Source organism: Bartonella sp. AC329YNZD (assembly GCF_042196685.1).
Classification (GTDB): domain Bacteria; phylum Pseudomonadota; class Alphaproteobacteria; order Rhizobiales; family Rhizobiaceae; genus Bartonella.
Genome location: NZ_JBHIQS010000004.1, coordinates 97,509 through 112,887, shown reverse-complemented (window position 1 = coordinate 112,887; position 15,379 = coordinate 97,509). Strand labels below are relative to the sequence as shown.

Here is a 15,379-nt window from a genome sequence, read left to right as displayed (position 1 = left end):
GACAACTGTCTAGCGCTATTTGAGCAAAAATTAAAACTCCCCTTATCCCAATAAAAACAAATAACATACTGATTAAAATAATAAATTTTAGAAAACCATAAAAACTTCTGATAACTTTCTGAAATAGTTTTAAAAATCATCTATAATTTGTTATCAAAATAGCAAAAAACTCCATATTCAAATATCTGTTACTTTATTTAAGATGAAAATATTCTCTTTTTTCAAAACTATATTCTTTTCTTTATCCACACAAAATCATAAAAAACGTTTTTTTCCTTTACACCTCATTTATATCATGCTTCGATACAAAATAATGTTTTTTCAGTGTAATTTAATCTCAAAATAATTAAAGGGAACTCCCAAAAAATGGACTACAAACAAAATTTAAAAGATAATTCTCACGATGGATTGCAACGTGGGCTACACAACCGACATGTACAACTTATAGCCATTGGAGGGGCGATTGGAACAGGTCTCTTCATGGGATCAGGAAAAACAATTAGTGTAGCAGGTCCTTCCATCATACTCGTTTATGCTATTATCGGTTTTGCTCTATACTTTGTCATGCGCGCTATGGGAGAATTATTGCTTTCTAATTCTCAATACCGATCTCTTATTGATTTTTCAACCGATATGCTAGGACCGGGAATCGCTTTCTTTGTTGGCTGGAGCTATTGGTTAAGCTGGGTTGTAACGGGAGCTGCTGATATTATTGCCATCATCACTTATATGAACTTTTGGTGGCCAACACTCAATCCATGGTTTACTGTTTTTGCTTGTATTAGTGTCTTTTTAATCTTTAACCTCTTTGCCGTAAAACTATTTGGTGAGCTTGAGTTTTGGTTTGGTCTTATTAAAGTCGTAGCAATTTTAGCATTAATTATTGTTGGTTTTTATATGATCGCTACAGGATTTACTTCTCCCAATGGTACGGTTGCTTCACTCAATCACGTATGGAACGATGGAAATATCTTCCCACGAGGAATGACAGGATTTTTTGCTGGATTTCAAATTGCCATTTTTTCTTTTGTTGGCATAGAAATTGCTGGAACAACTGCTGCTGAAGTCAAAGAACCTAGAAAAGTTCTCCCCAAAGCAATTAATGCAATACCAGTCCGTATTGTACTCTTTTACATTTTTTCTCTCGCTGTAATTATGTCTGTCACACCTTGGGATCAAATTGTTCCAGATAAAAGCCCCTTTGTCTCGATGTTTTGGCTTGCAGGCATTCCAATAGCTGCTGGCTTGGTAAATTTTGTTGTTCTCACCTCAGCTGCCTCTTCAGCAAATAGTGGTATTTTTTCTACCAGCCGTATGATATATGGACTTGCAACACAAAAAGGTGCTCCTCCAATTTTAGGTAAACTTTCTAAATACCATGTTCCAGCCAACGCTCTATTCTTTTCTTGCTTATGTATTTTAATAGGATATACAATTGCCTCACTCTCTCCAAGCCTTATAAGTGCTTTTACAATTGTAACGAGCATTTCGGCTATTGCATTTTTATTTGTATGGTCTGTCATTTTGATTAGCTATATTGTGTATCGTCGCAATCGCCCTCATCTACACGCTGAATCCATCTATAAGATGCCAGGAGGTGTTATCATGTGTGGGATCATTTTAGTTTTCTTTGCTTTCATGCTTTATTTATTGACATTAGAACCTGATACTCTAATAGCCTTTAAATATAGTATAGTCTGGTTTATTTTCTTAGGTATAATGTATTTCATGTTCGTAAGAAAATACGCATCTAAAAATAATAAATAAAATTTGTACATAAAAAACATCTCAAAAAAGGGTAACTAAAGTTATCCTTTTTTCGCGCTTGACCTCCTCCCCACACCTCAAAGGAGGAGGATTCCCACCAGCCTCTGGTCTGTCAACAGTCCAGCTTCTCTCGGCGGATTTCACCTGATAACCACTCATGCAGTTTACTTCATAGGATCCACGGGCAAGCCCTACCCTGAATACGGGTCACAATATCTAAAAACACTTAATATCTAAAGCTTATCATGCCTCATATCACCACTCTAAACAACGGTGTTTTACGGCATAATAAGGATAAGACGTAAGCGATTTGCAAAGAATTCTCTATAAACTTCACTTACATTGTTTATTCCCCAAGCATTTAAACTTTATCTAAAACATCAGAAAAACAAAGTTTGCATTCAACTTTTTCTCAAAATTAAAAATACAGCTTTAAATAGAATATATCCCAACAATTATCTACAATAAAAAAGATTATATGAAAATATTTTTTATGTAGAATAACTTTTAATTATTATTTTTCAAATTTATTATACAGATATATTTAATTTTATTAAAAAAGTTAAAGTATTTTAAAATAACTATATTTTTATTTAAAATAAAAATTTTATAAATAATTAATTTAAATATAAAATATATAAATCATTAATATATTATTTAATATAAATAAATTAAATTAATAATATAAAAATAATTATTTCATAATATATTATAATATATAATATCTTTTACTATGTATAAATCATCAAAAATTAAAATTTTATACTAAATTTATATTATGTTAATGATTTTATAAAATAATTATATCATTAATTTGTAATATTTTTTCTTTATTCACATGGAATTGCAAAAAATATTCCTTTACTCCCTAGCTATATCATGTTTCGATAGAAGGGATTACCTTTTTTAGGGTAATTTTATCTTAAAATAACTAAAGGGAACCTCCCAAAAATGAATAAACAAAATTTAGAAAAAAAACCTAAGAAGAAATTGCAACGTGGACTACATAACCGACACATACAACTTATAGCCCTTGGTGGAGCGATTGGAACAGGTCTCTTCATGGGATCAGGAAAAACAATCAGTGTAGCAGGGCCTTCGATTCTACTCGTTTATGCAATTATTGGTTGTGCTCTATACTTTGTCATGCGTGCTATGGGAGAGTTATTGCTTTCTAATACACAATACCGATCTTTTATTGATTTCTCAACCGATCTTCTAGGGCCATGTGCCGGATTCTTTATCGGCTGGACATATTGGTTGTGTTGGATTGTCACTGGAACTGCTGAAATTATTGCTATTGTCACTTATACACACTTTTGGTGGCCTGAACTCAATCCGTGGATTCCTGTTATAATTGGTCTTATGTCCTTTTTAATTCTTAACCTCGTCGCAGTAAAACTATTTGGCGAACTTGAGTTTTGGTTTGGTTTTATCAAAATCGTAGCAATTCTAGTCCTAATCGTTGTAGGATTTTATATGATCTTTACCGGTTTTGTCTCTCCAAACGGTACGGTTGCTTCTCTTAGCCATATATGGAACGGTGGGAATATTTTTCCGCGAGGAATTACAGGCTTTTTTGCTGGATTTCAAATTGTTATTTTTGCTTTTGTTGGCATTGAACTCGCTGGAACAGCTGCTGCTGAAGTAAAAGAGCCTCAAAAAGCTTTACCACAGGCTGTTAATTCAATACCAATCCGCATTGTATTCTTTTATATATTCTCTCTTCTTGTGATTATGTCTGTGACGCCGTGGGATCAAATCAGTCCAGAAAAAAGCCCATTTGTAACAATGTATGCACTTATTGGTATTCCAACTGCTGCAGGTTTGATGAACTTTGTTGTCCTCACAGCAGCCGCATCTTCAGCAAATAGTGGAATTTTTTCTACCAGCCGTATGATATATGGGCTAGCAACACAAAAAGGTGCTCCTAAGTTTTTAGGAAAACTTTCTCGTAACCACGTTCCAGCCAATGCATTATTCTTTTCATGTTTATGCATCTTATTTGGTTATGCCGTTGTATCGTTATCTCAAACACTCATAGCTGCTTTTACAATTGTTACGACAATTGCCGCAACTTTGTTTATATTTGTATGGTCTATCATTTTGATCAGCTATATCGTCTATCGTCGCAATCGTCCTCTCCAACATACTGTCTCTCCTTATAAAATGCCAGGAGGTGTTGTTATGTGTTGGGCGCTTCTTATTTTCTTTGCATTCATTATTTATTTATTGTCATTAGAAGCTGACACTGCCATAGCTTTAAAATATACTCCAGCGTGGTTTATATTTTTAGGGATTGTATACTTTCTTTTTGGAAGAAAGAATTATGCAAAAAATTAAAAAATAAAGCTTATGTTGCCAAAAACATATAAAAAAGGGTAACTAAAGTTACCCTTTTTTTTGATATTTATCTATAAAATTATAAAAGCTATTGATCAAATATCTCTGTAGAAGCTTCAATTACGCTCTTTATCAACCAAAGCGTTAGATTTTATCCAAGGCATCATAGAACGAAGTTTTTTACCAACTTCTTCAATAGGATGATTATCATTTAAACGCCGCATACTTTTAAAATGAGCAGCACCAGCCTTATATTCTTGAATCCAATTCGATGTAAATTTACCCGTTTGAATATCTTTCAATATACGTTTCATTTCTGCTCTGGTTTTATCCGTAATCACACGTGGACCAGAGATATATTCACCCCATTCAGCTGTATTAGAGATCGAATAATTCATATTTGCAATGCCCCCTTCATACATGAGATCAACAATCAGTTTCACTTCATGTAAACACTCAAAATAAGCCATTTCTGGTGCATAACCTGCTTCCGTTAATGTTTCATAACCAGCTCGAATCAATTCAACAAGACCTCCACAGAGAACCGCTTGTTCACCAAAAAGATCAGTTTCGCACTCTTCTTTAAAAGTTGTTTCAATCACCCCAGCACGTCCACCACCAAGACCACATGCATAAGATAATGCTACATTATGAGCATGCCCTGAAGCATCTTGCGCCACCGCTATTAAGCAAGGAACACCACAACCCCGTTGGTATTCATGACGAACTGTATGCCCTGGACCTTTAGGAGCAATCATCACAATATCAACGTTTTTTTTAGGTTCAATCAAGCCAAAATGAATGCTCAAACCATGCGCAAAAGCAATCGCTGCCCCATCGTGTAAATGATCATGAATATGTTCCTTATAAATATCAGCTTGCAATTCATCTGGCGTTGCCATCATGATGAGATCTGCCCATTTTGCTGCTTCAGCAACACTCACCACTTCAAAACCATCAGCCATGGCTTTTTTAACTGTTTCCGACCCTGGACGCAAAGCTATTTGCACATTTTGGACACCGGAATCTTTCAAATTTAAAGCATGCGCACGCCCTTGAGAACCATAACCAACAATGGCTACTTTTTTCCCTTTAATGAGATTAACATCCGCATCACGATCATAATAAACACGCATAAAAAAATTCCTTCTTTCTCTATTTAAACTGGATTTCAGATTACTTTTATTCAATAAGAAACATTATCTACAGTGCATCACACACTTATAAAGACAAAAAACACCGCTTATAAGAACACAGCAATTGAATAATTTTAAAGTTTACATATTGCATAGAAAAAACTGTAGTCTCCAAACATTCCTAAAACATATACGGATCCCCAAATAAACTTCAACTGCTATTCTACAAAAACAATAATTACACAAAATAAGATTTCTAAAGAAAATTTAGCTAATATTCTACTCTTTTATCGTGCAACAAAACGCTATATTCTAAAAATTAAGATACAACACACAATTTTTAACATGAACCAAATCAATATAGATAGCAAGAAAAATTACAAAATAACAAGTATTGTTTTAGTACAACCTTCAAAAGCATACACAGCAATATCTTTAGAATAATAGAGAAGACGCTTTTACTTGTTACATTCTTTAATAACCACGCCTCTCACGCAAAACAGAATGCCATTGTGTTATTCATTCATGCGCTTATTAAAAAATTCTTAATGCGCTCGAACTCTTTTCAATAGTCCTCTATAATAATCTAAGATTTATCGTACACGCCCCCCTTTACTTTATAAAGTTACAAGTTGATAATCATCATTCTATTTTCTCGCTCCCAATATTGCAATAGCTCATATTACATTGAGCCTATTCATAAAAAGCATTTTGTGACTTTAAATCTGTTCGATGAAATCATCCCCCTTGCGCGTCACAAGCAGAATTGCATGTGAATATGTCTTATGAACCATCGCATGGCAAAAGCTGCCGCAACATTAAACGAGCCCAAAAATGAAGACGATAACTTATATCTTTATGACGTAAAATGGTGATGCATAAGAGGTTTTACGTTACACTTTTCACAAGTAACACTGTGAAATAAGCTCAAACATATTAAAAGATATCTCTCAAACACCTTATGACGCTCAATAAATTTTGTGCACTGATCCATTTAAATTTCTTCGCCAATCCCTTATAAGAAAAATACTCTAAAAAACTATATTCCTTCGAAAAAATTATAGTAAGTAGATTTGGTAAAATTTCCTCATAATGGATGGTATATAAAAAAGCATTTCATACCCTAAAAAACACAAAAAATAGAAAGCTACTAATAAACAGAGGAAAATAGAATATTTTATAATGTACGCTAATAGTGCTATTTATCTCAACATATATAAAATTGTTTTTTTAGATAAATTGATAAAGCTTTATAAAAATTTTTTCCCAATTTTATAGAGAAACAAAGATTACGATAATAACCGGATAAAACGCTGAACAGTATCATGCATTCCATACTCTAATGCATCAGCAATAAGCCCATGGCCAATAGAAACCTCATCAAGCCAAGGAATACTTTTGACCAGAGCAGGAAGGTTCATAAGTGTCAGATCATGCCCAGCATTCATACCTAACTGCAACTCTTTAGCTCTTCTTGCTGCTAAAACAAGTTTATTGAGCTCTTGATCTTGTTTTGTTTTATCCTGAAATTCACCACCATAAGGTCCCGTGTAAAATTCCACACGATCAGCACCCATTGCTTTAGCAATATCAAGACCATCGACAGCAGGATTAGCAAAAAGGGATACACGAATCTTTCTTTTTTTTAAATTCTGAATAATAGGTGCTAAAAATTCTGCATCATGAGCAAAATTCCACCCATGATCAGACGTTGACTGATCTGGATCATCAGGAACAAGGGTAATCTGGTCCGCATAATTTTCAGCGATATCCAAAAATTGATCACTTGGATAACCTTCAATATTAAACTCAGCCGTAGGAAAATTGTTCTTTATTAAACAGTATATATCTGACAAATCCGCAAAACGAATATGCCTTTCATCAGGGCGTGGATGAACCGTCAAACCTGCTGCTCCAGCAGCAAGCGCTATATGCCCAATATTTGTTATACTTGGCCACGGAAGATTACGTCGATTACGCAAAACAGCAACAGCATTAAGATTAACCGAAAGTTTTACCGCCATGCCCATTTCCATTTTTTTATAGTGTGTAACAAGATAGAAAAAAGGCATTTTCTATCTGAAACTGGGATGATACACACATTTTCTCTATCGAACAATCGTTAAATGCTCTGCTGCGCGGGTAATTCCCGTATAAAGCCAGCGTGCATACATATCACGAAATGCAAAACTTTCATCAAACAAAACGACGTTATTCCATTGAGAACCTTGCGCCTTATGAACCGTTAATGCATACCCATAATCAAAATCATCATATCGCTTTTTTAATTGCCATGAAATTTCTTGATCAGGGTTTTCAAACGCTGCTTTTAAAAGTTTAATCTTTGCTACCCCACGCTCACTTTCTTCTGGTTTCACAAGAAGATTAATACTTGGTTTAACGGTCTCCTTCTGTGAAGTCATCACCTTCCATAAAGAGCCATTCAACAAACCTTTAATGGGATCATTTCGCAAACACACCAGCTTATCTCCCGCTTGCGGATAATCTGCTGTAAATCCCTTTAACACACGCAAACGCTGATTATAAAGGTGGCGTGTACGATTAACCCCTACCAAGACCTGATCAGCATCCAAAACCAATTGTTGATTGACCTCTTTACGTGTAACAACGCGCGCTTCTCCATAGTCACCATAAGCAATATCGCGTCCTTCGCGCACGTCCATAGCAAGACGTATAATCGGATTATCTCGCGCTTGCCGATGAATTTCTGAAAGAAGAAAATCTGGTTCTCCATTAGAAAAAAAGCCTCCACCAGATATAGGAGGCAATTGACCTGGATCACCAAGAACAAGAATTGGCGTTCGAAAACTCATTAAATCACGCGCCAATTTTTCATCGACCATCGAGCACTCATCAACAATAATGAGTTTAGCTTGTGCAGCAGCACTTCTTCGATTTAACGTAAATGTTGGAGCAATAGACTTTTTTCCTGTTATTTCATCGGAAACTTCCTCTTCTCCACGTGGACTATAAATTAGCGAATGAATAGTACAAGCATTGCTTGCACCTTTAGAACGCAAAACCTGCGCCGCCTTCCCTGTAAAAGCAGCAAATTGAACAGAACCATCAACTGTCTCTGCAAAATAGCGTGCAAGCGTCGTCTTACCCGTTCCCGCATAGCCAAAAAGGCGAAAAAGAGGAGAACGCCCTTCCCTCAACCACGCGGCAACAGCCTTCAATGCATTATCCTGTTCCCGTGAAAACTGCATAGTTTACCAATATAAGTTTTGCATAAAAAGAGCAGTATTTTGAAAAAAACCGACTATAAAAAAAAACTTTTTTATTAAGAATTGCTGATACACGCCCATCTAACAACTTTCGTAGCACAATTATCAATTATTTACCCATTACTTTTTCAAGATAGTGTAACAATCTAAATTTTATCTATACATCGATCTTCTTGGTAATACCTTATACTTATCGAATAAAATATCATTTTTTACAATAGTAACACCAACAATGGAATATGCATATCTTAAAGTTAAAATAACACCTAGTATACGCTTTTTATAACCAAAATTTAGAATGAGAAAAAGAGTATTGCCTTTGCAAAACCCTAGCTAGAAAAATGTCCTTAACAGGATAAAAATAATGTAATTTTATGAATACTATTTTACACAAAAAATCAGCTTTCTTGCACATAAAAATAAAGTATATCTACTATTCTGAAATAATAATTAAATATATTAAAAACATTTTGGCAGAAATAAAAATAGCTCTCAACAAAACTACTTAATCCTATGATGATACACCTCTAAAGTTCCTATTTCCCTCTTATCATGATTTTAATAAATTTACTCTTCATGCTACAAATAACGCTTATATGAAGCACGCTTTATCTTGCACAAATATGGAGCTTTTTCTGTTTCAACAATAAAATATGGTTCGTAAATATGTCCTTCTTGATAGTCTATTATAAGAAAACTGGAACATGGTTTCAGTCCAGCGTAGCACTTCAGGTTTGTCCTCTAGAATATGAGAAAAGCGCAATTTTCCATCTACTGAGTCAAACTTTTTCTTTTTGTCGCAATGTTTTAAAGTTTATAAAAACTAACTGATTAATGCTATTCTTATTGCTATAAAATAACAATGAAATCAAGGGGGATAATTTGTTAATAGGCTTGGCGTTATGCCAAAATATCAGCGGTAATATTGCTTTTTGTTTGTTTTAGAAATGAAATAATGAACTCAAATATTGATGAATGAAACAGGAGGTTTAAATTGAAAATATTAATTCCAGACGACTATCAAAAAGCCACCCTAACATTACAGTCTATTACAAAATTAATGAAATCACATGAAGTGCTGGTTATAAATAATTTAGCTAAAGAATGTGATTTAGAAGATAAGCTCAAAGGGATCGATATTCTGATCTTAATCAAAGAACGGACTATAGTTGATAGAAATCTTCTCCTGAAACTGCCAAATTTAAAATTGATCTGCCAAACAGGCCCTATAGGTTCACATATTGATATAGAAGCTTGTAGAGATTTAGGAATTAAAATATTAGACGGTGGTGGAGACCCAACTTCTGCTGCTGAATTTGCATGGCTCTTAATTATGTCTGCGCGTAGGAAACTCTATAAATCTGTATCTGATATGAAAAAAGGACGATGGCAAACAACATTTGGCAACCAAATGAAAGGGGCTACTCTTGGAATATTCGGATTTGGGCGTATTGGTAAAATGGTTGCTCAATATGCTCAAGCTTTTGGCATGTCCATTTTGGTTTATGGGAGCGAGCGTTCAACGCAAGAAGCAAAAAATTTAGGTTATCATTTTACGCATTCAAAAGATGAATTTTTTACACGTCCTGACGTTATATCCGTCCATTTACGTTTAAGCGATAAAACCAGAGAAATCATAAAATTAGATGATCTATTGAGCATGAAAACTCATGCTATTTTTGTCAACACAGCGCGTTCAGCTTTGGTTGAAAAAGGGGCGATAGAAAAAATACTCAGTTTGGAAAATTCAACTTACTTTGCACTGGATGTTTATGACAGCGAACCAGTATATGAGAGCAAATTATTGCAATCAGATAGAGTTCTTTGCACACCGCATCTGGGCTATGTGACTGAAGAAAGCTTTGAGAATTATTTTGAAAAAGCTTGCCAAAATATAGCTTCTTTTATGAAGAGCACTTAATGCCGGCTGAGCCAATGTTTGTAAAATTTATCTTATATCGCTAGCGTATCAAGTTTGCATTACACATAATAGCGTATTTCCTTAAATTAAGCATATTCCTTAGTTTTCATATTCATACCAATCGTATTGACAGATTTTTTATGTAATCAGCATAAAATACCTAATTTATTGTTCCAAGCATTATTAAAAAAGGCTACTTCATTGGAATACACTTTAATTGGAGGGGGGCTGAGTGAGCAATAATAAAATTATAGAAAAAATTATTATAGATGGATTATATCGCTTGTTGCCACGATCGCTCAAGCATCAGCCTGCTTCTTTGTTCAAGGGATTGGTCCTTTAGCTGAATTTTTTAAGAATGATTTTTCGCTTAGCGACTCTCAGATAGGTTTACTGTCTTCATCAGCGCAGTTCCTACCTATTGGGTTACTTGTAGCAAGCTAATTACTAGACAAGTTTAACAATCGCTATATTGTTGGAGTTGGCGCGGTCGGCGTTTCTTTCGCTCTTTTGTTGGGAGCAATTGCAGATAACTCTATTTCCCTTTTGGTCTGTTTACTAATTGTAGAGGGATTTTATAGTTCTGCTCAACCTGGTGGCGCTAAATCCGTTTCGTCATGGTTTCCACAATCGCAGCGCGGATTTGCAATGAGAATAAAGCAGGCGAAGCTACCATTAAGTGTGGGGGGTATTAGCTGGGATAGTTCTTCCTGCGAGTGCGCTTATCTATGGCATACAAGGTGCGTTTTTGGTCGGTGCCATCGTTTCTTTTTTAGGGGGGATGTATATTTATTATTTTTTATCACTCACCAACAAAAGTTGTAGCTATCGCTCCAGAAAGCAAAGCAAAAGTTTCGTTCTATGCAAATGTAAAGTCTCATCTTGCGATGTTAACTGCACCACATATGAAGAATATTATTTTTTCAGGCGTTTCACTTGTGATCGTTCAATATGTTTTAACCATTTTTATAACGATTTATTTTTATAGAATCTATCACCTGTCTTTAGATAAAAGTGCTTATTTGTTTTTTGTTTCACAGGCTTCTGGTGCCTTAGGAAGAATTATTTTAGCAGCGTGGAGTGATCATTGTAGAAAAGGACGATTTTTTCCTGTCTTGTTTTGCATGATTGCAGTCGTTTTTGGATTTTTAATATTAATTTTGGGCATAAGTGGATCGATAATTTATTTAACTATTTTATCTGCTTGGTTAGTTTTTTGGAATGGGATGGTATGGCCCTTGGGTCGCCTATATTGTAGACTCTTCACCGAAAGAAAGCGTTCGCTTTTCTCTGGGTTTAGCAATGTCTGTAAATCAAATCGCAATTATTACTGCTCCACCATTATTTGGATTAATCCAAGATTTTACAGACACTTATTTACTAACATGGCTGATTTTAATTATTGTTTTTTCACTTTTCTTAATAAGAAAGTAGGGAAAGATAATTGGGGAGGAAATTATAATGATCAATGAAAATACTTTTGAGTTGAGCAATGTCGAGAGAGACAAACTTTTGGAGGCTTTAGACCATGTTATTTATGATCCATACGGTGGTATTGAATATTCGATTGAGCTAAAAAAAATAGCATTTTCGCTGCTACCCCATAGAATATTGACAATTCTTATGAATCAAAAGGTATCTATTACCCCTAAACCATATTTAATCTTTGAAAATCTTCCAATTGATAGACAAATTAATACGTCACCTAATCCTTATAATTTAGATGAATCTTGTAAAAGTGGCTATATTAGCGAAAATTTAATTATGATGTTTTCTTTATTGATTGGAGAGCCTTATGCAATTAAGTTTAAAGGCGAACATATAGTAAATAACCTAGTTCCTTTAGAAGATAATAAAAAAGATTATACAGGATTAGGATCTGAAGTTGAGTTAGATTTTCATATAGAAAATGCTGCGCTAAAATTTATAACAGGTTTAAATTTATCTCCTAAAGGGATACTTTTATCTGGTGTTCGCAATGATGTTAATGGTCCGTTAACGAGAATATCTGATGCACGTCTCGCTCTAAAACTTTTAAGTGAGGAGGATTTGAGGAACTTAAGGGATAATTTATATATAATTAATGTTCCCTATAGATGGAGAAGAAATGGAGTAACCTCTACAAGTAAAGTGCCCCTCGTTCAAGGGGACGGTGAATTCCCAGATATCAGCGCTGTTTTTTATCCGGGCATGTTAGAGCCACAGTCAAAAAAAGCCAAGGAAGCTTCAGATCATTTTAAGGCTGTATCTTTTGGAATTGATGTACAACAGGGAAGATTATTATACATTGATAATAGAATGGCTCTACACTCTAGAGATAAATTTTTTGGATCATTTGATAGTTATGAAAATCCAATGCGATAGATTCAAAGAGTGTTTGGTCTGCAGATTTATGGAATCATAGATATGTAGAACAAATAAAAGAAAGAGTATTTAATTTTCAATGTTAATGTCCTGATAATGATATAATGGTGAGTATTATTCTGGTTTATATATATTGACGATACATCTCATATGTATAGATTTTTCCCGCATAATCAGGTGAGGTTACTAGCTAATTATAAGCTATGGTGGCCAATTGATTTTCTATGGCTGCATTCGCTTTTTGTTATTTTCGCCATTCCTTTCAAGCCTCTAGGGGGATTTTCCTATCAAGCCCTTGAAAGAGCTATTTGGAGTAGTTTCATAATGCAAAACCAAAACATAGTGACAAACTTTTCTATTGTTTTCACAAGTATGACGGTTTGCATGGTTGCACCCTTCAAGCATGGTGGCTTTTTTTCTTGCACGATGAAATCTTTCATATATGAGACAACATAATTAATTTATAACAGATAATTCAATGTATTATCTAAAAAATGCAACGATATAGCTATTAATGTGAACATATGAATTTAAAAAAAACAAACATCGCGTACAAATAAATTCAAACATAATTTGGCACACGACTTATAACATTTTTTAGATAAACAAATAATAATACACCCCATGTCTTTAAACACAGAATGAAAATAATAAAATGAGTTCTAAGAATAATAGAAACTCTCCACAAAGAAGAGACAGAGATGAAGCCTCCAAAGACTTCATCATCACCATCCTTCACCATTTTGTTAACATATTCATTTTATACAAGAATCTTTCCCTCGGAAGAAATAGCATTTGCAATAGCTTCTTCGCTTGCTTCATCGGGTAATAACATCTCATTATGGGCACATCCCGATGGAATCATAGGAAAACAGTTTTCTAAATGATAAACACGACAATCAAAAAGAACAGGCTTATCACAATCAATCATCTGCTGAATTTTATCATCAAGTTCATCGGGTTTTGAACAATGAATCCCTACCGCTCCATAAGCTTGTGCCAATTTCACAAAGTCAGGCATAGATTCCGTATAAGAATGAGAAAGACGATTACCATGCAGCAATTGCTGCCACTGGCGGACCATTCCCATATACTGATTATTTAAAATGAAAATTTTCACCGGTGTGTCATGCTGAATAGCTGTTGCAAGCTCTTGAATATTCATCTGAATGGAGGCATCACCAGAAATACATACAACAAGCGCATTAGGATGCGCTATTTGAACACCTATAGCAGCAGGTAAACCATACCCCATCGTTCCAAGACCACCAGAAGTCATCCAGTGTTTTGGTTCATCAAAATGATAATACTGCGCTGCCCACATCTGATGCTGCCCGACATCCGTTGTAATATAAGCATTCGCATCTTTGGTAAGAGCATAAAGTCGTTCAAGAGCATATTGCGGCATAATGACATCTTTTTTCTCCGCATATGCCAATGAATTACGAGCTTTCCAACGGTTAATTTGCGTCCACCACGCCTCACGGACTTCACTGTTAAACGCTGGTTGTTGTATCTTTAAGAGTTGCGTCATATCTCCTAAAACACAAGCCACATCACCAATAATTGGAACTTCTGCTTTTACAATTTTATTGATAGAAGAAGGGTCAATATCAATATGAATAATACGCGCATGAGGTGCAAATGCATCAAGGCGCCCCGTGATACGATCATCAAATCGTGCTCCAACAGCTAACATGACATCACAATCATGCATGGCCATATTAGCCTCATAGGTTCCATGCATTCCAAGCATTCCAAGCCAATTTTTACCGGAAGCAGGATAAGCACCAAGTCCCATTAATGTTGAAGTAATCGGAAAATCCCCCAATTGAACCAAATTACGTAAAAGCTGTATAGCTTTCATCCCTGATGAAATAACACCACCACCAGAATAAATAATAGGGCGTTTTGCCTCAACTAAAAGAGAAACGGCAGATTCAATAGCCTTAGTATTCCCTTTCAACGATGGAAAAGAATGTAAAGACTCCTGAACTTGAGGTGCTCTATAAAATCCTGAAGCAAATTGAACATCCTTAGGAATATCAATCAAAACCGGCCCAGGACGACCTGATTGAGCAAGAGAAAAAGCTTCATGAATAATAGCTGCAAGATCATTGACATTTTTAACCAGCCAATTATGCTTCGTACAAGGCTTTGTAATTCCAACTGTATCTGCCTCTTGAAAAGCATTTGTTCCAATCACCGTTGTTGACACCTGCCCAGAAAAACAAATAAGAGGTATCGAATCCATAAGAGCATCTTGCAAAGGTGTAACAGCATTCGTTGCCCCTGGACCAGAAGTCACAAGCATAACCCCTACCTTCCCTGTGCTACGTGCATAGCCTTCAGCCGCATGCCCTGCAGCTTGTTCATGACGCACCAAAATATGCTGGAGTGTATCTTGGTGATAAAGAACATCAAAAATAGGCAAAACAGCCCCACCAGGATAACCAAAAATATGTTCAACGCCTTGATCTATAAGAGCTTGAACCACTATTTCAGCGCCCGACATTATTTTTCCATCTGCACTCTCTTGCTTTCTTGGATCATTTCTCATTTTTCCCACTCACCTACTTTATAGGACAATAAAAAAAGCC

Annotated in this window: 10 protein-coding genes; 6 read left to right on the top strand and 4 right to left on the bottom strand. The window is 35.1% G+C overall.

What is annotated here, in order from left to right:
• Positions 1-366: 366 nt before the first annotated feature.
• Both ACFIMW_RS03700 and ACFIMW_RS03695 read left to right on the top strand, forming a co-directional pair.
• Positions 367-1,767, top strand: a complete 1,401-nt coding sequence (locus ACFIMW_RS03700) for an amino acid permease (RefSeq protein WP_375608259.1) — start codon at positions 367-369, stop codon at positions 1,765-1,767.
• A gap of 951 nt (positions 1,768-2,718) precedes the next feature.
• Positions 2,719-4,110 (top strand): amino acid permease, encoded by a 1,392-nt coding sequence (locus ACFIMW_RS03695; RefSeq protein WP_375606999.1) that lies wholly within the window; start codon positions 2,719-2,721, stop codon positions 4,108-4,110.
• A gap of 116 nt (positions 4,111-4,226) precedes the next feature.
• Here the strand turns inward: ACFIMW_RS03695 and ilvC are convergent, their stop codons facing one another.
• From ilvC to ACFIMW_RS03680, 3 genes are all read right to left on the bottom strand, one after another.
• Entirely contained in the window at positions 4,227-5,246 is a 1,020-nt protein-coding gene (gene ilvC / locus ACFIMW_RS03690) for a ketol-acid reductoisomerase (protein WP_375608258.1), read from the bottom strand.
• 1,289 nt (positions 5,247-6,535) lie between these two features.
• Complete coding sequence (locus tag ACFIMW_RS03685) at positions 6,536-7,270, bottom strand: pyridoxine 5'-phosphate synthase (protein WP_375606997.1); 735 nt, start codon at positions 7,268-7,270, stop codon at positions 6,536-6,538.
• An 84-nt stretch (positions 7,271-7,354) separates the two neighbouring features.
• Complete coding sequence (locus tag ACFIMW_RS03680; RefSeq protein ID WP_375606996.1) at positions 7,355-8,476, bottom strand: ATP-dependent RecD-like DNA helicase; 1,122 nt, start codon at positions 8,474-8,476, stop codon at positions 7,355-7,357.
• A 1,012-nt stretch (positions 8,477-9,488) separates the two neighbouring features.
• Between ACFIMW_RS03680 and ACFIMW_RS03675 the strand changes: the two genes are divergently transcribed.
• The 4 genes from ACFIMW_RS03675 (at position 9,489) to ACFIMW_RS03660 (ending at position 12,779) form a co-directional block, all read left to right on the top strand.
• Complete coding sequence (locus tag ACFIMW_RS03675) at positions 9,489-10,415, top strand: D-2-hydroxyacid dehydrogenase family protein (RefSeq protein WP_375608257.1); 927 nt, start codon at positions 9,489-9,491, stop codon at positions 10,413-10,415.
• Between the two features lie 471 nt (positions 10,416-10,886).
• Positions 10,887-11,240, top strand: coding sequence for a hypothetical protein (locus ACFIMW_RS03670; protein ID WP_375608276.1), 354 nt, complete (start codon positions 10,887-10,889; stop codon positions 11,238-11,240).
• Positions 11,201-11,887: an MFS transporter gene (locus ACFIMW_RS03665; protein WP_375608275.1), complete on the top strand. Its 687-nt coding sequence runs from the start codon at positions 11,201-11,203 to the stop codon at positions 11,885-11,887. Before ACFIMW_RS03670 ends, ACFIMW_RS03665 begins: the two co-directional genes overlap by 40 nt.
• On the top strand, positions 11,877-12,779 hold the full coding sequence (locus ACFIMW_RS03660) for a TauD/TfdA family dioxygenase (RefSeq protein ID WP_375608256.1): 903 nt from the start codon (positions 11,877-11,879) through the stop codon (positions 12,777-12,779). Before ACFIMW_RS03665 ends, ACFIMW_RS03660 begins: the two co-directional genes overlap by 11 nt.
• Positions 12,780-13,539: 760 nt before the next feature.
• Here the strand turns inward: ACFIMW_RS03660 and ACFIMW_RS03655 are convergent.
• Entirely contained in the window at positions 13,540-15,339 is a 1,800-nt protein-coding gene (locus ACFIMW_RS03655) for an acetolactate synthase 3 large subunit (RefSeq protein ID WP_375608255.1), read from the bottom strand.
• Positions 15,340-15,379 lie beyond the last annotated feature (40 nt).

What these genes read in the sequence shown, in the direction of transcription:
- ACFIMW_RS03700 (WP_375608259.1), top strand. Translation starts at nt 367, where the DNA reads ATGGACTACAAACAAAATTTAAAAGATAATTCTCACGATGGATTGCAA.
- ACFIMW_RS03680 (WP_375606996.1), bottom strand. Translation starts at nt 8,476, where the DNA reads ATGCAGTTTTCACGGGAACAGGATAATGCATTGAAGGCTGTTGCCGCG.
- ACFIMW_RS03655 (WP_375608255.1), bottom strand. Translation starts at nt 15,339, where the DNA reads ATGAGAAATGATCCAAGAAAGCAAGAGAGTGCAGATGGAAAAATAATG.
- ACFIMW_RS03695 (WP_375606999.1), top strand. Translation starts at nt 2,719, where the DNA reads ATGAATAAACAAAATTTAGAAAAAAAACCTAAGAAGAAATTGCAACGT.
- ACFIMW_RS03660 (WP_375608256.1), top strand. Translation starts at nt 11,877, where the DNA reads ATGATCAATGAAAATACTTTTGAGTTGAGCAATGTCGAGAGAGACAAA.
- ACFIMW_RS03685 (WP_375606997.1), bottom strand. Translation starts at nt 7,270, where the DNA reads ATGGCGGTAAAACTTTCGGTTAATCTTAATGCTGTTGCTGTTTTGCGT.
- ilvC (WP_375608258.1), bottom strand. Translation starts at nt 5,246, where the DNA reads ATGCGTGTTTATTATGATCGTGATGCGGATGTTAATCTCATTAAAGGG.